22 protein-coding genes, 16 tRNA genes and 2 rRNA genes are annotated in these 23,051 nt (G+C 37.0%); all 40 read right to left on the bottom strand.

From position 1 onward, the window contains the following. Positions 1-5 precede the first annotated feature (5 nt). Complete coding sequence (locus AC0VYH_RS02780; protein ID WP_475373264.1) at positions 6-350, bottom strand: hypothetical protein; 345 nt, start codon at positions 348-350, stop codon at positions 6-8. 43 nt (positions 351-393) lie between these two features. Then, positions 394-1,152 (bottom strand): hypothetical protein, encoded by a 759-nt coding sequence (locus AC0VYH_RS02775; RefSeq protein ID WP_475373263.1) that lies wholly within the window; start codon positions 1,150-1,152, stop codon positions 394-396. A gap of 180 nt (positions 1,153-1,332) precedes the next feature. Further along, positions 1,333-1,956 (bottom strand): hypothetical protein, encoded by a 624-nt coding sequence (locus AC0VYH_RS02770; RefSeq protein ID WP_475373262.1) that lies wholly within the window; start codon positions 1,954-1,956, stop codon positions 1,333-1,335. A gap of 530 nt (positions 1,957-2,486) precedes the next feature. After that, entirely contained in the window at positions 2,487-3,824 is a 1,338-nt protein-coding gene (locus AC0VYH_RS02765; RefSeq protein WP_475373261.1) for a phage portal protein, read from the bottom strand. Positions 3,825-3,875: 51 nt separating this feature from the next. Next, complete coding sequence (locus tag AC0VYH_RS02760; protein WP_475373260.1) at positions 3,876-4,100, bottom strand: hypothetical protein; 225 nt, start codon at positions 4,098-4,100, stop codon at positions 3,876-3,878. 52 nt (positions 4,101-4,152) lie between these two features. Next, on the bottom strand, positions 4,153-4,539 hold the full coding sequence (locus tag AC0VYH_RS02755; protein WP_475373259.1) for a hypothetical protein: 387 nt from the start codon (positions 4,537-4,539) through the stop codon (positions 4,153-4,155). 59 nt (positions 4,540-4,598) lie between these two features. Beyond that, positions 4,599-5,300: a hypothetical protein gene (locus AC0VYH_RS02750; protein WP_475373258.1), complete on the bottom strand. Its 702-nt coding sequence runs from the start codon at positions 5,298-5,300 to the stop codon at positions 4,599-4,601. Between the two features lie 37 nt (positions 5,301-5,337). Continuing rightward, a complete protein-coding gene (locus AC0VYH_RS02745) occupies positions 5,338-6,915 on the bottom strand; it encodes a terminase large subunit (RefSeq protein WP_475373257.1) in 1,578 nt (525 codons plus the stop codon). Between the two features lie 48 nt (positions 6,916-6,963). Continuing rightward, positions 6,964-7,356: a hypothetical protein gene (locus AC0VYH_RS02740; RefSeq protein ID WP_475373256.1), complete on the bottom strand. Its 393-nt coding sequence runs from the start codon at positions 7,354-7,356 to the stop codon at positions 6,964-6,966. Beyond that, entirely contained in the window at positions 7,343-7,510 is a 168-nt protein-coding gene (locus tag AC0VYH_RS02735; RefSeq protein ID WP_475373255.1) for a hypothetical protein, read from the bottom strand. The genes AC0VYH_RS02740 and AC0VYH_RS02735 overlap by 14 nt, the downstream gene beginning before the upstream one ends. 241 nt (positions 7,511-7,751) lie before the next feature. Next, positions 7,752-8,747, bottom strand: a complete 996-nt coding sequence (locus AC0VYH_RS02730) for a hypothetical protein (RefSeq protein WP_475373254.1) — start codon at positions 8,745-8,747, stop codon at positions 7,752-7,754. Between the two features lie 59 nt (positions 8,748-8,806). Beyond that, positions 8,807-8,983 carry a hypothetical protein gene (locus tag AC0VYH_RS02725; RefSeq protein ID WP_475373253.1) on the bottom strand — a complete coding sequence of 59 codons (177 nt, stop codon included), beginning with the start codon at positions 8,981-8,983 and terminating at the stop codon, positions 8,807-8,809. Between the two features lie 65 nt (positions 8,984-9,048). Beyond that, a complete protein-coding gene (locus tag AC0VYH_RS02720) occupies positions 9,049-9,852 on the bottom strand; it encodes a hypothetical protein (RefSeq protein WP_475373252.1) in 804 nt (267 codons plus the stop codon). Positions 9,853-10,031: 179 nt separating this feature from the next. Then, positions 10,032-10,211, bottom strand: coding sequence for an XRE family transcriptional regulator (locus AC0VYH_RS02715; protein ID WP_475373251.1), 180 nt, complete (start codon positions 10,209-10,211; stop codon positions 10,032-10,034). A 64-nt stretch (positions 10,212-10,275) separates the two neighbouring features. Continuing rightward, the gene (locus tag AC0VYH_RS02710; RefSeq protein ID WP_475373250.1) at positions 10,276-11,145 is read right to left on the bottom strand and encodes an SU10 major capsid protein; all 870 of its coding nucleotides are present in this window, start codon (positions 11,143-11,145) and stop codon (positions 10,276-10,278) included. A gap of 58 nt (positions 11,146-11,203) precedes the next feature. After that, entirely contained in the window at positions 11,204-11,617 is a 414-nt protein-coding gene (locus tag AC0VYH_RS02705) for a hypothetical protein (protein ID WP_475373249.1), read from the bottom strand. A 20-nt stretch (positions 11,618-11,637) separates the two neighbouring features. Then, positions 11,638-11,850, bottom strand: coding sequence for a BhlA/UviB family holin-like peptide (locus AC0VYH_RS02700; RefSeq protein ID WP_475373248.1), 213 nt, complete (start codon positions 11,848-11,850; stop codon positions 11,638-11,640). Between the two features lie 1,543 nt (positions 11,851-13,393). Continuing rightward, entirely contained in the window at positions 13,394-14,158 is a 765-nt protein-coding gene (gene istB / locus AC0VYH_RS02695; RefSeq protein ID WP_224597157.1) for an IS21-like element helper ATPase IstB, read from the bottom strand. Beyond that, positions 14,155-15,726: an IS21 family transposase gene (istA, locus tag AC0VYH_RS02690; RefSeq protein ID WP_475372881.1), complete on the bottom strand. Its 1,572-nt coding sequence runs from the start codon at positions 15,724-15,726 to the stop codon at positions 14,155-14,157. The genes istB and istA overlap by 4 nt, the downstream gene beginning before the upstream one ends. Positions 15,727-15,862: 136 nt before the next feature. After that, entirely contained in the window at positions 15,863-16,471 is a 609-nt protein-coding gene (locus tag AC0VYH_RS02685) for a hypothetical protein (RefSeq protein WP_475373247.1), read from the bottom strand. 173 nt (positions 16,472-16,644) lie between these two features. Then, on the bottom strand, positions 16,645-16,743 hold the full coding sequence (locus AC0VYH_RS02680; protein ID WP_475373774.1) for an anti-repressor SinI family protein: 99 nt from the start codon (positions 16,741-16,743) through the stop codon (positions 16,645-16,647). A gap of 29 nt (positions 16,744-16,772) precedes the next feature. Beyond that, positions 16,773-17,753: a tyrosine-type recombinase/integrase gene (locus AC0VYH_RS02675; protein WP_475373246.1), complete on the bottom strand. Its 981-nt coding sequence runs from the start codon at positions 17,751-17,753 to the stop codon at positions 16,773-16,775. A gap of 154 nt (positions 17,754-17,907) precedes the next feature. Next, positions 17,908-17,992 (bottom strand) — tRNA-Leu (locus tag AC0VYH_RS02670). Between the two features lie 34 nt (positions 17,993-18,026). Beyond that, positions 18,027-18,116, bottom strand: a tRNA-Leu gene (locus tag AC0VYH_RS02665). A gap of 27 nt (positions 18,117-18,143) precedes the next feature. Next, positions 18,144-18,218, bottom strand: a tRNA-Cys gene (locus AC0VYH_RS02660). A gap of 9 nt (positions 18,219-18,227) precedes the next feature. Continuing rightward, a tRNA-Gly gene (locus tag AC0VYH_RS02655) sits at positions 18,228-18,302 on the bottom strand. Positions 18,303-18,310: 8 nt separating this feature from the next. Continuing rightward, positions 18,311-18,385, bottom strand: a tRNA-Gln gene (locus AC0VYH_RS02650). Positions 18,386-18,389: 4 nt separating this feature from the next. Continuing rightward, positions 18,390-18,465: transfer RNA gene (locus AC0VYH_RS02645), tRNA-His, on the bottom strand. 16 nt (positions 18,466-18,481) lie between these two features. Continuing rightward, positions 18,482-18,555, bottom strand: a tRNA-Trp gene (locus AC0VYH_RS02640). 7 nt (positions 18,556-18,562) lie between these two features. Continuing rightward, positions 18,563-18,647: transfer RNA gene (locus AC0VYH_RS02635), tRNA-Tyr, on the bottom strand. A 70-nt stretch (positions 18,648-18,717) separates the two neighbouring features. Beyond that, positions 18,718-18,793: transfer RNA gene (locus AC0VYH_RS02630), tRNA-Thr, on the bottom strand. A gap of 4 nt (positions 18,794-18,797) precedes the next feature. Continuing rightward, positions 18,798-18,873, bottom strand: a tRNA-Phe gene (locus AC0VYH_RS02625). Between the two features lie 16 nt (positions 18,874-18,889). Beyond that, positions 18,890-18,966 (bottom strand) — tRNA-Met (locus AC0VYH_RS02620). 158 nt (positions 18,967-19,124) lie between these two features. Beyond that, positions 19,125-19,200, bottom strand: a tRNA-Asp gene (locus AC0VYH_RS02615). 8 nt (positions 19,201-19,208) lie between these two features. Beyond that, positions 19,209-19,284, bottom strand: a tRNA-Val gene (locus tag AC0VYH_RS02610). A gap of 22 nt (positions 19,285-19,306) precedes the next feature. Beyond that, positions 19,307-19,381 (bottom strand) — tRNA-Glu (locus AC0VYH_RS02605). Between the two features lie 23 nt (positions 19,382-19,404). Next, positions 19,405-19,496 (bottom strand) — tRNA-Ser (locus AC0VYH_RS02600). A gap of 1 nt (position 19,497) precedes the next feature. After that, positions 19,498-19,572, bottom strand: a tRNA-Asn gene (locus AC0VYH_RS02595). Positions 19,573-19,581: 9 nt separating this feature from the next. Beyond that, a 5S ribosomal RNA gene (gene rrf, locus AC0VYH_RS02590) occupies positions 19,582-19,698 on the bottom strand. 246 nt (positions 19,699-19,944) lie between these two features. After that, positions 19,945-22,874 (bottom strand): 23S ribosomal RNA (locus AC0VYH_RS02585). Positions 22,875-23,051: the final 177 nt, after the last annotated feature.

The raw sequence follows: 23,051 nt of genomic DNA, 5'->3' as shown, positions 1-23,051 counted from the left end.
TTCTATCACCCCTTAAAGAGCATAAAAAAAGACGATTCACTATTTGAATCATCTACACTCATATGACGTATTTTCTTTTCTAGTTGATCTATTCTATTTTGAATGGATTCAGCGAAACCACTCACAGACATATCTTCTTCTTTGTAATTCTTCATTTGTTGCGGATCATTAGCAATTGATTCTAGTACAGATAATGAAGTTTTATAAATGGCTCTCTTATCAGCGTTGGATTGTGCGTTATATTCATTTAGTGGTTGAAGGATACCATTCTCTTCAAGATAAATCATTAACTCTTCTGGTGCTATATCAATTGATTTCAATTCCATTTGTATTCTTTGTATGTAATCCACTTTGTTCCCTCCTTAAAATAAAAAAGAATAAACCATAATTGGCTTATTCCTGTATAGAAACATCTACTAAATCTAAATTGTTATCTAGTGTTACAGTAAAATCACTTCTTATATTTGCAGATAAACTGTTATCAGCATCAACATAAGATTTAACAAGTACATTTTTATTATCAGATGAAATCGTTACAAAACTTGCATTGAAGTTTGGAAACTTTGCACTACTAGGAGATTTTAAATTTTCCTTTACGATATGTTGTGCGAAAATCCATGCATCTAATTTTTGTGAATCAGATAAAGAGTAAATAGCAGGTTGAGAATCATTAGTTTCATTTGCATTTTCAGCACCATATACTAAACTAGTACCATGAGATTTAACCCTATTCCCCTCTTTATCTGCAACAAACATTAGATCAATTCCATCACTACTATAAGTATATTCATCTGTTTTAACTTCAACAATAATTGGATGTATTCTCGCTCTATCATCGTCCACTTCTAAAAAGGAAGCAACATCTTTTAAGTTATCCATTTTATCAATATTACTAATAAATTCAAGTTTAATCTCATCATATATCTCATGCCTATTTTCTAAACTTAATCCATCAAATTCATTTTTGAAATTCAAATCTATGCACAGTCTATCGTAGCATTCCGAAGCAGAGTAACTATTATAGTATTTGCTGCTCTTTTCTAAATCTGAATTAAAGTCACTGGCAGTGTAAGGTACAACTAGAGCAAAAAAGATCACTAAGGCAAAAACAAAAGTGATTGAAACTCCTACTATGAGTTTCTTTTTACTCATATGGTATCCACTACCTTCAATGAATCAAACAATTGATTTAGTATAGAAAACAAGTAACAAATCACCCTTTCAATATTTGACTTATTTTCTATATAGTTCTTTATTAAGAACGAAATACCTTTTTAAATAAAACAAAAACCACTTTTACAAGTGGCTTAATCATGAATTACAAAATATTCTTTACCAATCCTTCATTTTATCTCTGATTTTAGAAGTATCTTCTTTCTTAAATTCTAAAAACTCTTCGACTTCAGGTTTTAATTCAGGATGATTTTCGATTATTTTACTTATAGTGTATTCGTAAATAGTTGTATCTAACTCTTTATTACTAATTTCCTTAAACATACTTCTTTGGAATTTAAGTCTATTATCAGTGTCTCGCTCTAATTCTTTTCGGTTGTCGAACCCTATAGATGAAATAACGAATCCAAGACCAACGAGAGTTAATGCTTGTCCTATCATTTCTATAATCTTTACATCTATGTTGTTAATGAAAGTGATATTAGGAACAATTATAATAAATGATATTGCTACTACATATAGCCAAAAAATTAATTTATACGAGGGTGTTTTATCCAGGAACCCTGACTTTAATATCTCTATAAATGTAAAAAGAAAGGCAGAAATTGATAAAGTTGCATAATATAGTGCTGACAATTCGACGATAGGCGAAATTGAAAATATACCTAGAATAATAAAAGCAAGTCCTATAGTTATAGTCACCATTTCTACATATTTAATAGTTTTTAATACATCGGGTAATTCCTTTAAAGAATCATCCATTTTCTTAAACCATTCATCCATATAATTCACCTCAATCCTCATTTTACCAGAAAATTAGAAGGAGGTTTTTAAATGTGTGTTTTTTAGTTTGCTGTAGCGATTCAATTTACTTTTGGGGTATCAAATAACATGATTTTTCATACATTTTATGTATATTTCATACAAATCTAGTTTACATAAACCACCTTTAAGGAAGTTGATTAAATTAAAAAACCTTATGTACCAAGGGTTTGAGCGACTACCAATATTATTGATTATACATGTTTCTATACAACCCTATTATACCAACGTTTATCGGCTCTCTTAAAATTATTTCCCTTCAAAATACTGCATAAACTATGATATATAATAGAACATATATAACATTGGGTATTTTGAGCATATTTTACCCCATATTCCCCTTAATTTTTGACGGATTCCAGGTCATTTTTTCGATAAAATAACAAAAACACCTATTAGGGTAACAGGCGTGATTTTTTCGACATTATTTTATTTACCTAGAATCCTATCAAATCAACATTCTATCACTACAACTAATATTTATTTATCCATTATTCCCCAACACTTAAATTCTGATCATTGCTTTCATTCACTACTGTATTAGTATGTTGTTCATCTTCTAACCTTCTCATTTCTTGTACCTTATCATGAATGTATGGAATTTGTTCTAACACACTTTCTAAACTGATTGCCCCCATACCCCTTAATTTGTCGATATTCTCAATAATTTCTTTCTCATTTTTAGGTGTAGAAGGCACAAATACTACGCTTAGAGAGTTATATTCCTCATCATCAAACGTTATTCCCTTGTACTCTAACATCTGTCTGATACGGTCAAAACGCTGTTCAAATCCCTCTTCAAGATACTTAGCATTCAATGAACTTTTAATATCAGCCAATGAGAATAACATTTGAATGCTTACCTCTGACAAGTTACTAATGTCTGTCTTGTTCATACTAACAGCAGGAGTATTGCTTATGTCCAATAATGATTGCATTAACTGCTTATAGAGAGTCTCAAATGCTTCATGATCAAAGTCATTGTTAGCAAACTTGAAGTCGCCACCATCATCTAATTGAATGCCACCGCCTGTTGCATGTTGCGGTAGTGCTTCTCCTTTTAATTGCTGGCCAATGACAATAGGTATACCAGTTATGTACTTATAAAATCCATCTGTTGCTTTACTTATCAAGTCCTCTAATGAATCAAGTATAGATATAATATCCTCTAAATCACTTCGACCAAACAAATCAGACAGTTCATTCTGATTACGATATGGAATAGGTAAGCCACTAATATTAGCGTACTGTTCCACTAATCTAATCTCTCCACCGTTGTTATCATAACGCTGTACAGTATCCTCAGTATATACAATGTAGTAGTCAATCACATCAACCGTATAATGCTGCACAAACGCTATCATCTCATTGTTATGGTTGTATACTGGATGGCTCTCTTCTGGATTAATCAACTTACTTTTAATTTCCTTTGATGGACTGAAATATAGATACTCATAACTTGTACCATACTTCACCATCTTATCTAATAAAGTATGATCAATGCGATTCAATTTACCTTTGTTGTATACTCTCTTATATTCCTCGACTACCTTCTCACTACCAGACAATGTAACAGGATTCTTTAGCAAATAAGACGTTTGGAAATTTAAGATTGTTTTAGCATATTGCAGACAGATACGTCTAACCTCAAATTCCTTTCCATTAAACTTCTCATTTTCTCTCATTGTGATAGCATGTTTCCCACTCAAGTATTCTTTTTTATCAAGAATGTCTCTAATGCGTTGTTGCTCGTTTATTTGATTGCAATGTTCAATAAACCAATAAGGATTAGCATCATACACTTCTTTTACATATTGGTATATGTTCATATATTTCCCTCCTTAGACAAAATAAAAAAGCACCACAATGGGTGCTCTAATTTACTTCGATTTTAATTCCTCAAAATTTTCCATTTTGCAATTTTCTACAGTTTCATTATTGTTCAAATTAACAACATCAAAAGTGCCATCAATATTGATATTATCAACTTCAAACCAAGTATTTGCTGGTAATTGAAAATCTTTAACTATGGCACTAGGATCTTTCATCCATTGAGGTAATGAGCCAGTCCTTACCCTATCATATAACTTTACTCTAGCATTCATTCTAAAGGTTCCACTCCCTCAGGATCATTAAGATTATTCTCACTAAGTTAATCTAATCTTGGTATAATTTCTTCATTCCAATTCCGTCAACTTTTGAATGGAAATCGTATACCTTGTTAATTAAATCTTGTAACTCTGTAGGTGTATAATTAAAATTACTATTAATATCAATTGTTTGAATCACTTTTGAAACTGCAATTTCAAATTGACCAACAGATTTCTCTAAATCTTCTATATCATCTCTCACTAACTTATAAGTAGCATTTGAATATTCATCTATTCGTGATACTACATGATTTTCTGCAATTTCTACATCTCTTTTTGTCTTAACACTTGAAAAAATCCTGTTATCGTTTAAATAATACTTGTGAGAAAATTTCCTTCTTTTTTGATCATACTTGTATTTTTCTGTAATTTGATTAATCTCTTCCTTAGACAAGAACTCACCCCCTTCCCCATTTTACAATTCGGTACAAGGAAGTAACTTCCTACTAGAGATTAAAAGTTATTATAGGCTTTAGATAGTTCTTTTTTAATAACTGTTTTGATTTCACCAATTTTATTATGAATTTTTCCTTCAGACTCCAATAACAATGATTCAGTTGATGAGTTAGGTTCTAAGACTTCAAGTACGAGTATAAACTCAGATAGCATCTCTGATAATTCTTTGAATTTTGTTGATACTGTTTCGGAAATAAACAATGCTGAAATACTAAAATGTTTTCTCGCCTTTTCAATACTATCTCTCGCCTCTTTTAATTCTAAAACTTTTAGATAGTCTTTCATTTCATTTAGACCTGTTTCTTTATTGATTTCTATCTGTTCAATAATAGAGTCAATTTTCCCAGAAATCACTTCACGCTTGCGTAAATATTCTTTAATATCCTCTGAATTATAGTCATTAAAATCCATCCTGGATGTAAAGGTTAATAAGGGAATAATTTTATTATAAGAATTCACAATCAAATCGTATAAAGTGGTGTAAACTTCATATCTCTTATTAGAATAAACCGTAAATTCATGAATCTTTTTTTGATAATCGTGTTTTAAACTCTCAGTAACATGTTCAAGACTATTTTTATGATCCTCCAATCTTTTATCAAACCTACTTTTAGTTAATAGTAGTATTGTAGGAAATAATAATCCAGTTACTATTAGTGAAACGATTGTAGAAGTTGCTATTGTTTTTAGCATTTCCAAATTTCATCACCCTAGAAAATTATACCATATCCTTTTCTTACACATACCACTTTCCACATTTCATTGCTTGTACACTCAAACTAGCAGATATGACTAAATCATCATGCTGACTATTACCGCCACTATTTCCAGTTTTGCCATTACCTTTATCAATATAAATCTGCATCTGTTCAAGAATATCTTTTGTATGTATTAAAATCATTCCTAATTCAAATTGTTCCTTATAATCTTGTATTAGAATGGATTTATTAACCTGGCTTGTTTGCCAACCTAATTGCATTAACTTTTTACCCTTCTGGTTAAATATTTTCTGCTTATACAAATTCATGTATTGGTAATCTTTCCTTAATCGCTCTAATAGTGGTGTACCTACGTTATTTCTTTCAACTGCAAGAAAGGCATAGTTAAAAAACCTTCCCAGACAATCCACAATTTCAGCAAATTCATAAACTGGAATTTTATTATTAAAGAAAGAACAAACCTCTTCACCTTCCTGATCAATGAAAGTAATCGTAGAATCATCTCCACCACCACCTGCAGCAGTATCAACTCCACCATAATACTTTCTATTCGACTTTGGTAAATGATAGATGAATAATTGCTTTCCTAGATACTTCCTCAGAATTGCAGGAATGTCATTCTCAATGTCTTTCTTATGTAGTGGTAGTAATACATTACTTGAGCGTTCAAGCACCTTAGATTGGTTAAATACGCTCTCTCCACTTGATATAAATGATTCCATTGGATTACTAGGATACTCTTGATAAAACTCTTCTAGTTCCATATCAGTAAGTTTCCAACGTCTCCAACAAATCTGTTTTAGATTAGCACCTTTCTCATAAAGCACCTTTTCATCTTCTTCTAAATCCTTTTGAGTCAGATTATATCCATAATATTCTTTGTGCCACTTCCACGCTTCATCATAATCACTCTTAAACTGTTTCCTGTACAAACTTGCAAAGAAAGGAATAAAGAATGCTCTATACTTCGAGTTTCCTTTAAATGCGCTCATGAACAATTTAAAATAGTGATTTCCAATACCATTAGAAGTTGTTTCAATGACCACTCTTGAGTTAATATTCTTTGCTAGTGACTGTTCAGCAGACAATAACGTCTTTGATTGATTGGTGTAAAAAGCAAACTCAGACAAATGAATCCATTCATATGTAGAACCTCGTCCAACGTCCTTGTTACCAGACACTACACAAGTTATACGAGAGCCATTACTATAAACTAATTCGTCTCTATTACTCCTAGCAATCTTAGGAAATAAGTCAGGATACTTTTCTCTAGGAAGATAACTGTCCATCATTTTCAACTTCTCAAATAAAGCATCAGAACTATCCTTTTTATAACTTAAGATGAGATAATTTGTGTTTGGCTTGTTACATGCTGAATATAAACAGTAAGACAAACTAACCGTACTAAAACCGCCTTGTCTCGCTTTACTAATAATATTAAATTTCTGCATTCCATCTATAAAATCAGTTTGCTGATCATTTAGAACAAAGGGTACAAGATCACCGTTATTATCTATGATTTTGATGAAGTTTTTAGCGTATAATTTAAAATCACCTAATACCCTTTCTAGTTTTTGTTTCTTTGTCATTCTCATTTGATTACCTCCATCTACATACAAAAAGACACCCACAAATGTGAGTGCCTATAACTCCAAATCATCCTCTTCTTCAACTTCCTTCTTAACAGTGTTAAATGCTGCAATGGCTTGTTGTCTATGGTGTTCAATTTCCTTTTGAAGTTGTAAGAGTAGTTTTACCGCCTTATCATCACCCTGATTACATGCTTTACCTCTGACAGTGTTATACATGGCTATCAAATCTTCAGCAGTTTGAGAACTTAAATATAATACAACTAGATTCTTAAACTGTTCACTCTTCTCCCAACGCTTAAAACCCATATCTGTTTTTCTATTAGTTGTCTTTAAAACTTGCTCAAGTGTTCTCTCTTTCCCATCAAACCAAAGTGTAGGGAAGCGATATTTGAACCATGCTTGATACATAAATGGTAACTCGTTCAAGGCATCATGAATGTTCATTACGCATTAACCCCTCAATCTTATATTGAAGATTCTTCTGTTCCATTTGAACAATCATCAAGTCTAATTTTAAATTCATATACTCAAGCCGATTCTGTAATTTATCAAATGACTCATCACAATTCTTTAAAGTATCGTTATAGTTATTTTCCATTCTGCTTACTCCCTTTCAAATTGAATAATAAAAGAGCCACCAATAAAGGTGACTCAAAAAATACCAACTTATGCTAGTGAGAATGTTCTAAAGAACATTCTAAATTTATACTTATTACTCTTCTCTATACTCTTCTGTTAATTGTTCTGTTAACTCTTCTAATAACTCTTCTAGCGTTATACAAGGTGACTTAAACCCAATAACAGCAAGGTTTTGTGAAAATGAAATTTTATTTAACTTCTTAATTAAAGAAATCTTCTTCCGTATTATTAAAGTCTACTTCTGCTTTATCAAAATTCATTTCCACGTTATCAAAATTTACTTCTCTTTTATGAGAATTTACTTCCACTTTATTAAAATCAACTTCCGTTTTATCAAAATTTACTTCCTCAACATCCTGATTCTCTTTGAAATATGTAGCCATTTCTACACGATTATAAATTGGTAAGAATTCATAGGACGGTTCTTTCCTTGCTAACACATTACGTTCATAATTTTGTGGCTTGTTGATTTGTATGTATCCTAAATCTTCAATGTTAGTTATGTATTTAGTTAACGTAGTATCTACACCTTTAATTCTTAAACGCTCACAAATCTTAGAGTGGCTGATATAGAATGAATGCTCATTTACAGTATCCAAACGTATCAAGAACAGATACAATAGAAATTCTTTTCTTGTAAGTATTTTATTGGTAAGCAAATCAAAGTCCTTAATAGTAACAAAGAAGAACTTTGTTCTTACCCATTCCTTTTGATCATTTTGCTTATAATCAGTATCGAAGTTTATGTACCATTCTTTCATTTTCTTTGTCTTTCCATTTTCGTATCCTACATATTCTTTTTCATGAATTAATCGAACCTCTTCTTTGCTGGCTTTTCTTTCACTAGTTCGAGTAGAAACTTTAGTATTAACGGTTCCTTTTAACCGTTTAAGTTTATGTACAGATGTTTTAAATTGCTTCTGACTACAACCTAGATAAGTAGCAATTTCACTAGGATACAACGTAACCTTATTAAAATTTAGGAACTGTAGATATACAAATACAATCAAATCAATTTCAGTCATTTTAGTTACGGATTTATCTGAAACCTCATCATTTGAATAATAATGTAACTTTAATTCTTCTTTCTCGTACAAATCATCAAAAATTTTATTGTTGATAGGTACAAATTTCTTATTACTTTCAATTAACTCTCTGATCTCTTCCAATGTACGCTTTTCTCTTTTAATTCTCAATTTGCTTATCCTCCCATGATTATCTTATTAATAGTAGGGGCTGCAGAAGCAGCACCCCTTTAATTTTGTTTATACTCGATTAATGCGTTTTGTAATTCATATGTCTTTTCAAATAGATAGAATGGCTTTTTGGTTTGCGGGTGGAGTGCTTTAGTTATGTAATCAAACCCTTTATCATATTTAAGCCATTTGGCAAGGTGACTATTATAAGCGAAAAAATAAGATGATTTATCCATTTTATACCTCTTTCTTTGATTAATAGAATCATAGGTCAAACTTGGTCAAAATGTCAAAGTTATGATTAAACTTTTTCTTTAACTGTATATGAAGCATAATTCTTTCCAGTAAGCGCATATGAAAACACTTCTCCAACTGGCTTAGTTTGATCAATATAACCACTATTACGTTTCATTTTTGTATGACCATAGAACTTCTGTTTTGGTAACGATAATTCAACATCAAAAAAACCCTGCATCTCTGCAAGGTTAATGTTTGTTTCAAGTATTCTTTTACGATTTAATTTAATCTTACCGTCTGTTTTATATCGCTTCTTTAATTCCTCAAAATCCTTCTTATTGTATTTATTTAACACATCTAACAAAGGATTCAATTCTAATTGTTCTATGTAACTATTATGTACTGGTTTAAAGAAATCGTTATAATGTCCCAGGTACCCACTATCTACACATAGTAAAAGCATTTTTCCTATGTCTGATTTAGGTAGTGGTAAGCCATAGTAGGAATAGACGGTTAATAATGTGCTCATACAGTATTTATCGGTATAGTTTCCCCTATGTATTTTAAAGATAGAGTTAATGTTAGCACTTCTATCATTACGCTGAGACTGTCCATTCTGAAGCGTTACGTGATTATCCCAACATCTACCTTTAGTTAGTGCCATATCGCAACCAATGGCTGATTTAGAGGTCTTTTCAATGCCATATAGGTTATGGAAGTCATAAAACCAATTCACTTCATATCCTTTAATTTCTTTCAATAAGCATGCTGTAAATAAAGAGTCTAAATCATCACCTACTGCTAATACATAATCGGCACTATTATCATTTACCCATTCTGGAAACTTGCTTTTTAATTGTTCGTTCATAAGAGTAGCGAAAAGTCACTACAGTAATCTCCATATCACAGACACAACGGACGTTTTGTATTTCTCCTTTTATTCAGACCCATATTTGACTGATTGGTATTTTCAGTCGGGTTAAGTGTAACTTTTTTGAATAAAAGGAGATTACGGTACTTTCCTTATCACTCTTTCACTTCCTTTGCTTAAATTTTGTATTGATCAATGTAATGCTTATACCCTCTGATTAACGAAGGCGACATATCGCTTGTGAACGATTCGTATTTGCTCAAATGAGCAATGGAACAGTTTAATTTCTTTGCTATCATCCAAAGTTTTATTTTCTTTCGTTTTCGTATTAGAAGATAATACTCCCTTTCATTCATTATTAATACTCCTTCGATTAATGTAAAAAGAGTCAGGTGCAAAGCACCCAACCCTTAATTGTTATTATGCTACTGTCATTACAGATACGGATTTTGGTGAACCAACTTTAAGTGTAGTTTCAGCGATAACTTGACCTTTAACACTGTCACCAGTCTTTGAAAGTGGCTCAAAGTGTGGCTCACGAAGATGTGCAAGTGCAAGGTAAGCATCATTAAATGTAACTACTTTATCAGCAGGAACATGCTTAGAAAGAACAATATTCATAGTTCCGTAGTTTGTAACGATTTGTTGTACAAGTACACCAAACTTTGAAACTGGTGCATTGTAGTTTACTTTATCAGCGTAAATAGCATCAATTTGTTCTTTAAGATCAGCATTAACAAAGGCAAAATACTCACCTTCTACAAGATTCTGATTCCATAGATTGCGCATTTGCTGTTTAATATCGGCTTCTGCGATTGTTCCCGTTACAGAAACAGCGTTAGCAGCATCAGCAGATTCAATAAGGCCAGCCATTTGACGTTTAAACGGTGCTTGAGAACCATCTGCCTTTACACCATTGATTAGTTTCTTCTCGATATTAATTTTTAGTTCTAGTAGACGGTCATTAATCTCTTCAGCAAATTGAGTGCTTTTCATTGCGGTAGCAGTACCAGAAAGACTTGCACCCTTCTTAAAGATTTCAAGAACGTTGCTTAGTTCTGCTCTTGCTGATTCATAAAACTCAGTTGTATCTGCACCTTCTACAGCAGAAATATCATCTGTATTATCAATAGTCTTTTCTCGGAAAGAGTAAACAGTCGATAATGCTTTCTCAATTTTACCTTTTGCCATTAACATAGATGTAAGTGGTGTAGATTCTACTCCGATTAATGCGATTTCCTTAGACAAATTTACCTGTTCTGATTTTGTGAAATTACTAGATTGAAACATAATATAATCATCTCCAATTTTCTATTTTTTTGTATGTATATATAAAAACGAACCTCTTTTATTTAAAGAGATTCGCTATTTTGGAACCAATCATTCCAGTTGTGTTATTCTCTTTTTCAAACTTGTCATACTCTGTAGTTCTTTTATGATCTTCAGGTTTGTATGAAGAATCAATTTTCATCTCATTTACGATTTGATTCAACATCTTTAATTGTTCTTCAAGTTGTTCCCCATCTTCTGCATGAACAAAAGGCGCAAATTGAGACAGTCCATTTTCCTTAAGAGTGAAATTCACTTCTTTATTCCAAAGTTCTTTCTCTTTTTCCTTAAAAGCCTTCTCTTCCTCAGATAATTCTTTGGGAAGTTTACCTCTAACTTCTTCTAACTCATTCTTGATAGGATTTAACTCCTTTTCAAGCCATTCACTTTTTAATCCATCTACCTGTTCTTGAGTAAATGTTTGATCACTCATAGTAAAACCTCCTGATTAAGTTATTTTGTAAAATGCTCATTGATCTTTTCTTCCAGTTTGTCAACGGAATCCACTATTCCCTTATAAGAGTCAGTAGACTTATCAAGAGCAGCCATCAATTTTTCTTCTCGCTCTTTTGCTTCTCTTCTGGTATCGAAAAAGAGCCAAACAAATAAGACTGCAAAGATACCCTGAGTGACTATTAATTTAATTATTTCAGGGTCAAAATTCACGTTTTCACCTCCCTTCAGTTGAAGAGTTAATTTTTTAACTAAAAAAAGAGACTGCCAACAATGGCAATCACTAAATTTATACTTTGTACTCCCTCACCTTATGGGGAGTTATTAAATAGCAAATAACCATTGGTATAATTGAATTACAAGATCAATTTCTATTTATACACGTTTGGTTTCAATGCTATACTCCGTCACCTTATGAGGAGTTAATTTACTGCTGAAACATTAGTCATAACAAGGAATTAAGCCATTTATAAATTGTTTACTTTTTATTACCCTTACTTCCTTCGTTATATAAAAAGTTAATTTTCTTCGAAAATCCCAATAATACCAATGGTTTGAGTGGGGTTGTAAATTGTCCACAAAATATGAAATAGAGTTGAATAAACTGTCCTCTTCCATAAGTAGAAATTATCACTGATTACTAATAATCTAATGGTATCAACTGATTCAGTCTAATTTAGAATTATAAACAAAGCACCCTCCTTAAGAGAGCATTATCTCAATCTATCCGAAAATGGAAAAACACCCTTCAATACTAATTGATTTGTTCCACGTTTAAGATAGTATAAAATTAAAATTTCTTCTCTATCCATTGGGAGAGTAAGAGTTTTAGAGTTTCTAAACTTGGACATAAAATTTGAAGCATTATTCAACATAATATGGAAATTAATATGCTGTTTTCAAATAATCCTTGTAGACATTGCAGGACAAGGAGTTTCAAGTTTTCTGTTTGCTAACATGGTTATCCCTTTTTAAAGACGTATAAGTAATTGGCTATAAACCCAGTCATGCCATTAGATGTAGAGATTAACCCTGCATATTTGCGATTTATACTATTTAACCTTCCTTTAAAGGCTCATAAGTATTTTACGTAAAATGTTGATATAGCAAGGATATTAAGCACTGAGAATGATATCCATCGTTCCTGCCGACCATTTATGCAACTGTCTCCTTTAAAGACTCTTAACTCACTCGAATGCATAAACGTGATAATACCAATGTTTACAGAATGCATAATGGGGTTTTTAAAAGCAAATTTCTCCTCGAATTCGTTATAAGAACTATTCTCCCTTTAAAGGGATTTATCTCGTTTTTGACACAATTCAAGGAAAAGCCAGTAATACCAAGACTCATAGAGTAATTCTAATACCATTTGTTACGCTCAGTATTCAACTCATGCGAAAAGGCTTATCAAACTCCACCTGGACGTCCTCCTGGATCTCTCATATATTGTCACCTCCCTTCATTTCAGGTCTATTATGTTCTAATCTTATAACATATCAATCAAGCCATTAAAACGCTCATATCGTAATCCTCAGCGTTCCTAGAGGTATGTTTAGACCAATCATATACACTAATATAAGATTCTCTTCTACGCTCTACTTTTAAAGTGTTTTTGAGTACACCGAAATAGTAACCGATAAAATCACCTTTTATTTTTCGTTGCTTGTATCTAAATACAGTGTCTTTGAATGATTGAACAATATCAGCCATGTAATGATGTGACCGTCAAGTAGAATGACACAAGTTCTGCTGATTAATTTGAAACACTTTGTTCACCAAAAATCGTTTTTCTATGCTTCATTCTCCAACTATCTTCATTTAAATGAATAATCTCTACTCGATGTAAGATTCGATCCAAGATAGCTGTCGTAATCGCTTGGTCGCCCAATAGTTCTCCCCACTCTTTTGGCCCTTTATTTGACGTTAATATGATTGAAGTTTGATTGTATAGGTTATTAATTAGATGGAAAAACATATTCGCTTCCTGTTTATTCATTGCCATAAACATCAGATCATCTATGATAACTAAATCTGCTTCTCTAATTCGCTTCATTCTTGTTTTCGATTTCCTCGTGATTTCTTCTGTTTTTAACGCTTGAATTAGATCTCCCATGGTGGTGAAAATGACTTTATAACCTTGATTTAACGCCTCTATACCCAAACCTATCGATAGGTGGGTCTTTCCGACACCTGGCGGTCCAAGAAAAATAATGTTATAAAGCTGCTCAATCCATGTTAAATCTTTTAATTGGTTTAACTTCTTACTACTTAAGGATTTTTGCTCCTTTACGTCATAATCATCGATTGTATTATGGAAAGGGAAGGTCGCCCAATTAAAACGTTTCTCCAGTTGCTTCTCATCTCTGCGATTTTGTTCATAGGTGGCAAGATCCAGGAGAAACTGAGTAAAAGATAAGTTTTTTTTCTCAGCTTCTCTGATCAATTCAGGCAATTGATTTGCCGTCTCAGCTAGTCGTAAAGACCTTAGTAAATCTTGTACTTGCTGGAACTGACTCAATTTGCCTCACCCTCTTCCAATAACACAGTATAGGTATCTACGTTTCTTTTTTGTGCTTCTGTGTCCATCATCCAACCTGATACGCTCTTTAATGGTGATACAATCTCAGCGTTATCATTCGGTGTCTCATGATCCTGTCGTTGTCGTTGAAGGTATAAAATGATATCGCTGAAATCTGTTGCACTATATAAGTTTCTTTCTATACATTCTTGTAGAGCTGCCGTTAGAATCTGTGCGTTTTGTTGTTTTGTTTCTCTTAGGATCATTTGTAACTGATCGCGAATGTATCTTGGATACTTCTCACGAAGTTTATCCAGGTAATCAAACGCCATTGTTGTTTCTTCAAACCGATTAGCTACGTTATCTATAAAGGCATCTATCCCTTTTGTACGATCTCTCGTATGCTGCCGATCTTTCATTAAGCGTCCTCTGCCATCCGGGATCTGATGTTTGGCTAGAAGTTCTCCAGTCTCACGGTGATAGATTAATAAGTGTCGATCATCTGTTTCCTTGATTGAGACAGTTTCATATTTATGAAACGTTCCTAATGGAAGAGAGTACCTGTTAGACAAATACCGTATGGTATTGTCCTTATGCACACTTCTTGTTATACTGTTTTCATAATTGTTTAGGAAATGAATATTTCCTTTGGCTGGTCTTAAGTGTTGCTTTTCCAAGGAGAACACTTCGACCGGTCTTTTTTTTGTTGTATTGTGGATTTTATAGTTACCTGTTCGATGTAACCATTCCCATCCTTGTTCATTCCACGCATCAATATTTTGGAACACTCTATGTTTGGCGAAATTGTACTTGATAAACCCGACCACATTTTCGATCTTTCCTTTGCTTTCTGGATCTGCTTTACGACAAACCCGTAGGTTTAATTTCCTCGTTTCTCTATATTGCTGAAATTCTTTCGTCAAAATAAGATCGCCACCATTTTCGCTCACAACTATAAGGCTATCCTGGTCATAAACTAATTCTTTTGGAATCCCACTGAACCATTGAAACGCATTTTCATGTGCCTGAATGACATCCTGAGTGGTAAATGGTCGATCTAGCCATTCCTGATATTTATATCTTGAGTTAGACAAAACAAAGGCAATAAAGTTTAGTTTCATTTCTTTATTATCAGATGTTTTTTGTTTTGTATGACCAAAATCAACTTGAATCTGCTGCCCCATGGGTGAATCAGGTATCGCTTCGTATTCTCTTGGTGACGTTTCTTTCGTTATTTGATAGTCTTTCCGTAACTCTCTTACGAAAGCACGAACCGTGCTCTCACCAATTTTAAGATCTTTGTGCCTCTCCATTAACCAATCTTGTACCTGGGCTGCTGTAAGATCAGGGTGCTCATTCAACCAAGATAAGATTAACGCCTTATAGGGGTCAAGAATCTTCTTTCTTGTTTGTAAGGATTCTACCCATACGGCCATGTCCGAAGGAGATTTCTTAAGGTGTCGATAGACAGTCGATCTTGATACTCCTAGCTTGTTTGCCACTTTAGACTTACTAAATCCCTGTTTGATTAGCTGTTGAATTTCCATATACATTTCCCACTTATCCACCTTTGTTCGGCCCTCCACTGATCTATGATATAAACTATCTAATCATACAATGGTAGAGCTCTTTATTTAACTGGTATATTAGGGTAAATAAGTGTTTCATCTTATATAGCGAAAACTGTCTACTTTAGTCTAGCAGTCACAAATGATCAATTGGTTTATCTAGATTAACCATTTTATAAGCCATAAGTGCTTTATTGTAGAAGTGAGTTATATCTACAGCACGATTGTAAAAAGGTCTAACAGAATTGATAAAGATTTCAGGAACATGTGAAGGTGTGAAAGTATAATCTAAATCCTCTAGTGACTCTTTACGTTCTTTATTTTCAGTCTTGTTAGTATTAAAAGGACTGGTAGTATATGGGTAGTCCAATTTTTCCCTTTTGGGTGGTTCATACCGATTAAAAATAAAAATGTTACTGGATTGTGAGCCATTCTTTCTTGTAGTCTCGACAATAGAGAGAATATCAAGCGACTTTGCTTTAATGATCATACGCTTGAATGTGGAGCGACTAATACCATTACCATTCAACGTGTCATTGATTGATTTTAAAATAGTTCCTATCTTAGCATTGGAAACTCCAACTACTTTGGCACAGTATTTAGATAATTTCATAAAACCGATATACTCACTTTTCGTAAAATCAGATTTATGATCAGCAAGAAACATTTCAATATTATTGTTAAAGTCCTTCAGCGATTTAAAATTAGATAGATGTGCAAATCGCTCAATATTCCCCTGAATCATACTTATCCCTCCATGAGTAAGAACGTTTGTTCTATTAATTGAACATAGAGAAATAAGCGTATGAGGATATTGATTTTTTCAAAAATATCCCATATACTAGAAGTAGTCAGATTTGCTTATTTCTCAATAAGTGAACTAGGGTTGAAGGTATTCCAGTACCTACAGCCCATTTTTTATTTGTCTGGATTTAAAAATCTTCTAACTTCCTCAATACTTAATCCAATCTCTTTGGCTTGCTTCATCAACCTACTCCATTGAACATAGTCACTCACAGATTTAGTTGTTTTAATAATAAACACTCCTATAATCTTGGTTTAATATTTTTTAACGGTGAAAAATTCTTATGTTTTTCAGTTACATCACCACTAAACAAATTGACGTATATTCTCACCATTTCCATGCTCGTATGTCCTAGAATAGATTGAAGTTCAAATATCCCTGCGCCTTGTTTAACGGCCATTTTCGCAAAAGTATGCCTGAACGTATGACAACTACAACGTACACCTGTTAAATTGGCTTTCTTCCCATGATGGGTAACTCTGTTCTGGAATTGTCTTTTTGTCATTGGTTCGCCTTCTAGAGTGACAAATAAAGCATCGGTACCTAATACTCCACGAATCTGAATGTATTTCTTTAATTGATCTTTCATTTGCTTTTGTATGGGTACTAGACGCTCTTTATAAGACTTTGTATTCCTTATGTGTAAAGTAGAATCACTCCATCTAATATCTTGAATACAGACACCCTCTAATTCGCTAACCCTTATTCCAGTTTCAAGAAGTAGCAACATATAAGAATAGTCTCGTACACCAATGAATGTTCTAAGGTCTGGCTGCTGAAACAGTTTATTGAGTTGATCAAGTGTAAACGTTTCTACAACCTTCCTACGGTCTTTTAACAACTTAATATCTTTTACTGGATTGTGCTTGATGTGTTTTTCTCGATATAAATAGTTGAAGAATGCTCTAATGGCTCTTAAACGAGTATTAATAGTAACTACTTGCAGTTTCTTTGTATCCTTCATATAAAGGATGATGTTTCGTTTAATAATGTCTTTTGTGATTGTTGAAGGTGAAGGGTCTATATCTTGCTCCCTTAATAACTTGTAGTAGAGAGATAATTCATTTCTGTAATATTGAATAGTTTGAGGTCTTAGATTCCTTATTTCACAATCCTCAAGGAAAGAAGATAATGCTGTTTTAAAATCAATAACTTGAGTTTGTTTAGAATCATTTAGGAAAGAAAGTTCTTCAGAAGATAAATCGTTTTTCCTTCTGCTCACATGGGCAACCTCCATAATTGAAGTAATCATGATAGAAGGTCATACGATTTTTGGGGAACGACTTTTTTAAAGAAATCGTTATGAAGACAAATAAAAAAGTGCTCCCTGCATTTGCAGGAAACACTTGATATATCAGCGTTAATAACGTATGTAATGGTACCGGTGGTCGGGTTCGAACCGACACTCCTCTCGGAACACGATTTTGAGTCGTGCGCGTCTGCCAATTCCGCCACACCGGCAAAATACCATATTCAATTCAGGCAGAAAAATAAGTGGTGCCGGAGGCCGGGCTCGAACCGGCACGGAGGTACACCCTCCGCAGGATTTTAAGTCCTGTGCGTCTGCCAATTCCGCCACTCCGGCAGGACTTTTAAGAAAAAATATTAAGATTGGAGGCGGCACCCGGATTTGAACCGGGGCGTAAGGGTTTTGCAGACCCGTGCCTTACCACTTGGCTATGCCGCCTTTTTAAAATGGAGCGGAAGACGGGATTCGAACCCGCGACCCCCACCTTGGCAAGGTGATGTTCTACCACTGAACTACTTCCGCAACAAAAATGGCTGGGCTAGCTGGATTCGAACCAGCGCATGACGGAATCAAAATCCGTTGCCTTACCGCTTGGCTATAGCCCAAAAATGGGGCGGCTGATGGGAATTGAACCCACGAATGCCGGAATCACAATCCGGTGCGTTAACCACTTCGCCACAACCGCCATAAAAATTTAAAATTGGCAGGGGTAGTAGGACTCGAACCCACACCGGAGGTTTTGGAGACCTCTGTTCTACCTTTAAACTATACCCCTATCAAGATGGTGGAGGGGGACGGATTCGAACCGCCGAACCCTGAGGGAGCGGATTTACAGTCCGCCGCGTTTAGCCACTTCGCTACCCCTCCAAATTGACAATTACCATTGTAATACACATTTTATGAAAGTGCAATGGAATTTGATCTCATTTCGAGAAAATGGTGCCGGCCAGAGGACTTGAACCCCCAACCTACTGATTACAAGTCAGTTGCTCTACCAATTGAGCTAGACCGGCAACATGGTGGCTCCGGACGGAATCGAACCGCCGACACGTGGATTTTCAGTCCACTGCTCTACCGACTGAGCTACAGAGCCATGTTTAAAATATAATTGGTTGCGGGGGCAGGATTTGAACCTGCGACCTTTGGGTTATGAGCCCAACGAGCTACCGAACTGCTCCACCCCGCGATAATGTGAATGTAATTATGCTGCACCTGCTCATTACGCTGTGCACTGTTTCTTTCTCTACAAGGTTATGCTTCGAAGCGTATCCGTCGAAACAACTCGTTGCTGTTTCAAGGAAGTATCGCTTGTTGCTCCACCCCGCGATAATGTTAAAATATAAATGGCGGTCCCGACGAGAATCGAACTCGCGATCTCCTGCGTGACAGGCAGGCATGTTAACCGCTACACCACGGGACCTTAGATAATGGTGGAGGATGACGGGCTCGAACCGCCGACCCTCTGCTTGTAAGGCAGATGCTCTCCCAGCTGAGCTAATCCTCCACAAAGTAGAAATGATATATAATGGTGACCCGTACGGGATTCGAACCCGTGTTACCGCCGTGAAAGGGCGGTGTCTTAACCGCTTGACCAACGGGCCCTTGCTGCTATTATGTATGCTAGTGGCGGAGAGCGAGGGATTCGAACCCTCGAGACGGCTTTGACCGTCTACACGATTTCCAATCGTGCTCCTTCGGCCACTCGGACAGCTCTCCATGGCTCCACAGGTAGGATTCGAACCTACGACCGATCGGTTAACAGCCGATAGCTCTACCACTGAGCTACTGTGGAATAATATCAGCCTGGCAACGTCCTACTCTTGCAGGGGGAGATCCCCCAACTACCATCGGCGCTGAAGAGCTTAACTTCCGTGTTCGGCATGGGAACGGGTGTGACCTCTTCGCCATCATTACCAGACTAAGGACTGGATTTCACTTTCGTGATTTACCAGCGACAAAATATATCATACTATATTCCATCATGTTTTTCAAGGAAAATTTTATTCCCTGAAAACTAGATAGCACGCACAACTTTCCAATATGTCCAGCTACATAAGCCAAATCCTCGATCGTTTCACCTTTTGATTCTGACGCATAAAGCGCGTCTGACTCAAAAGCCTCCAACGGTTGTCGGATTTAAACGGCTTACTTCGCTTTTCGTTTTTAGGTTAAGCCCTCGATCGATTAGTATTCGTCAGCTCCACGTGTTGCCACGCTTCCACCCCGAACCTATCTACCTCATCATCTCTAAGGGATCTTACCAGCTTCATGCTGTGGGAAATCTCATCTCGAGGGGGGCTTCATGCTTAGATGCTTTCAGCACTTATCCCTTCCACACGTAGCTACCCAGCTATGCTCCTGGCGGAACAACTGGTACACCAGCGGTGTGTCCATCCCGGTCCTCTCGTACTAAGGACAGCTCCTCTCAAATTTCCTGCGCCCGCGACGGATAGGGACCGAACTGTCTCACGACGTTCTGAACCCAGCTCGCGTACCGCTTTAATGGGCGAACAGCCCAACCCTTGGGACCTACTTCAGCCCCAGGATGCGATGAGCCGACATCGAGGTGCCAAACCTCCCCGTCGATGTGGACTCTTGGGGGAGATAAGCCTGTTATCCCCAGGGTAGCTTTTATCCGTTGAGCGATGGCCCTTCCATGCGGAACCACCGGATCACTAAGCCCGACTTTCGTCCCTGCTCGACTTGTAGGTCTCGCAGTCAAGCTCCCTTGTGCCTTTACACTCTGCGAATGATTTCCAACCATTCTGAGGGAACCTTTGGGCGCCTCCGTTACACTTTAGGAGGCGACCGCCCCAGTCAAACTGCCCACCTGACACTGTCTCCGCACCGGATCACGGTGCTGGGTTAGAATGTCAGTACAGCCAGGGTAGTATCCCACCGACGCCTCCATCGAACCTGGCGGTCCGACTTCTATGGCTCCTACCTATCCTGTACAAGCTGTACCAAAATCCAATATCAGGCTACAGTAAAGCTCCATGGGGTCTTTCCGTCCTGTCGCGGGTAACCTGCATCTTCACAGGTACTATAATTTCACCGGGTCTCTCGTTGAGACAGTATCCAAGTCGTTGCACCTTTCGTGCGGGTCGGAACTTACCCGACAAGGAATTTCGCTACCTTAGGACCGTTATAGTTACGGCCGCCGTTTACTGGGGCTTCGATTCAGAGCTTCTCCCGTAAGGGATAACCCCTCCTCTTAACCTTCCAGCACCGGGCAGGTGTCAGCCCCTATACTTCGCCTTACGGCTTTGCAGAGACCTGTGTTTTTGCTAAACAGTCGCTTGGATCTTTTCACTGCGGCTCCCCTGGGCTATAAACCCGAGGAAGCACCCCTTCTCCCGAAGTTACGGGGTCATTTTGCCGAGTTCCTTAACGAGAGTTCTCCCGATCGTCTTAGGATTCTCTCCTCGCCTACCTGTGTCGGTTTGCGGTACGGGCACCTTTTTCCTCACTAGAGGCTTTTCTTGGCAGCGTAGAATCAAGGACTTCGGTACTAAATTTCCCTCGCCATCACGACTCAGCCTTCATGGTGAACGGATTTGCCTATTCACCAGCCTAATCGCTTGGACGCGCATTTCCAGCAGCGCGCTCTCCCTATCTTTCTGCGTCCCCCCGTCGTTCAAACGGAAAGGAGGTGGTACAGGAATATCAACCTGTTATCCATCGCCTACGCCTTTCGGCCTCGGCTTAGGTCCCGACTAACCCTGAGCGGACGAGCCTTCCTCAGGAAACCTTGGGCTTTCGACGGACAAGATTCTCACTTGTCTTTCGCTACTCATACCGGCATTCTCACTTCTAAGCGCTCCACCAGTCCTTTCGGTCTGACTTCACAGCCCTTAGAACGCTCTCCTACCATTGTCGTAAGACAATCCACAGCTTCGGTGATACGTTTAGCCCCGGTACATTTTCGGCGCAGCGTCACTCGACCAGTGAGCTATTACGCACTCTTTAAATGATGGCTGCTTCTAAGCCAACATCCTGGTTGTCTAAGCAACGCCACATCCTTTTCCACTTAACGTATACTTTGGGACCTTAGCTGGTGGTCTGGGCTGTTTCCCTCTCGACTACGGATCTTATCACTCGCAGTCTGACTCCCGCGGATAAATCGTTGGCATTCGGAGTTTGACTGGATTCGGTAATCCGGTAAGGACCCCTAGTCCAATCAGTGCTCTACCTCCAAGATTCTTGCCGCGAGGCTAGCCCTAAAGCTATTTCGGAGAGAACCAGCTATCTCCAGGTTCGATTGGCATTTCACCGCTACCCACACCTCATCCCCGCATTTTTCAACATGCGTGGGTTCGGGCCTCCATTCAGTGTTACCTGAACTTCACCCTGGACATGGGTAGATCACCTGGTTTCGGGTCTACGACCACGTACTATTTCGCCCTATTCAGACTCGCTTTCGCTGCGGCTCCGCCTTCTCAGCTTAACCTTGCACGGGATCGTAACTCGCCGGTTCATTCTACAAAAGGCACGCTGTCACCCATTAACGGGCTCCAACTAGTTGTAGGCACACGGTTTCAGGTTCTTTTTCACTCCCCTTCCGGGGTGCTTTTCACCTTTCCCTCACGGTACTGGTTCACTATCGGTCACTAGAGAGTATTTAGCCTTGGGAGATGGTCCTCCCGGATTCCGACGGGGTTTCACGTGTCCCGCCGTACTCAGGATCCGTCTCGGAGGGCATCGGATTTTGACTACAGGATTGTTACCTTCTCTGATGGACCTTTCCAGGTCGCTTCGTCTATCCGTGCCTTTGTAACTCCAAAGAGACGTCCTACAACCCCAGAGGGCAAGCCCTCTGGTTTGGGCTGATTCCGTTTCGCTCGCCGCTACTCAGGAAATCGCGTTTGCTTTCTCTTCCTCCGGGTAATGAGATGTTTCAGTTCCCCGGGTCTGCCTTCCATTCCCTATGTATTCAGAAATGGATACCATCCTATTAAAGATGGTGGGTTCCCCCATTCGGAAATCTCCGGATCAAAGCGTACTTACAGCTCCCCGAAGCATATCGGTGTTCGTCCCGTCCTTCTTAGGCTTCTAGTGCCAAGGCATCCACCGTGCGCCCTTAGTAGCTTAACCTTCGATTTGTTAGGCATTGCTGCCATAACGCATCAGTTATTACTAAGTTATTGCATAAAAAATAATTATTGGATGTCGTTGTTTGTGCTATCTAGTTTTCAAGGAACAAGGCTACTACTTAAATCCGCCTAAGCTTCATCACTTCACCTGGTTTGAAAGAATAAATCATTCTTTCAA

It is taken from the genome of Anaerobacillus sp. QJM3NY_32 (genome assembly GCF_056173645.1).
Note: the sequence above shows the minus strand (reverse complement) of the source record. Positions and strands in the feature narration are given on the sequence as shown.

Excerpts from the sequence above, each read along its gene's own strand:
- AC0VYH_RS02775 (WP_475373263.1), bottom strand. The coding sequence starts at position 1,152 with ATGAGTAAAAAGAAACTCATAGTAGGAGTTTCAATCACTTTTGTTTTT.
- AC0VYH_RS02770 (WP_475373262.1), bottom strand. The coding sequence starts at position 1,956 with ATGGATGAATGGTTTAAGAAAATGGATGATTCTTTAAAGGAATTACCC.
- AC0VYH_RS02765 (WP_475373261.1), bottom strand. The coding sequence starts at position 3,824 with ATGAACATATACCAATATGTAAAAGAAGTGTATGATGCTAATCCTTAT.
- AC0VYH_RS02760 (WP_475373260.1), bottom strand. The coding sequence starts at position 4,100 with ATGAATGCTAGAGTAAAGTTATATGATAGGGTAAGGACTGGCTCATTA.
- AC0VYH_RS02745 (WP_475373257.1), bottom strand. The coding sequence starts at position 6,915 with ATGAGAATGACAAAGAAACAAAAACTAGAAAGGGTATTAGGTGATTTT.
- AC0VYH_RS02740 (WP_475373256.1), bottom strand. The coding sequence starts at position 7,356 with ATGAACATTCATGATGCCTTGAACGAGTTACCATTTATGTATCAAGCA.
- AC0VYH_RS02735 (WP_475373255.1), bottom strand. The coding sequence starts at position 7,510 with ATGGAAAATAACTATAACGATACTTTAAAGAATTGTGATGAGTCATTT.
- AC0VYH_RS02725 (WP_475373253.1), bottom strand. The coding sequence starts at position 8,983 with ATGGATAAATCATCTTATTTTTTCGCTTATAATAGTCACCTTGCCAAA.
- AC0VYH_RS02720 (WP_475373252.1), bottom strand. The coding sequence starts at position 9,852 with ATGAACGAACAATTAAAAAGCAAGTTTCCAGAATGGGTAAATGATAAT.
- AC0VYH_RS02715 (WP_475373251.1), bottom strand. The coding sequence starts at position 10,211 with ATGAATGAAAGGGAGTATTATCTTCTAATACGAAAACGAAAGAAAATA.
- AC0VYH_RS02710 (WP_475373250.1), bottom strand. The coding sequence starts at position 11,145 with ATGTTTCAATCTAGTAATTTCACAAAATCAGAACAGGTAAATTTGTCT.
- AC0VYH_RS02705 (WP_475373249.1), bottom strand. The coding sequence starts at position 11,617 with ATGAGTGATCAAACATTTACTCAAGAACAGGTAGATGGATTAAAAAGT.
- AC0VYH_RS02685 (WP_475373247.1), bottom strand. The coding sequence starts at position 16,471 with ATGATTCAGGGGAATATTGAGCGATTTGCACATCTATCTAATTTTAAA.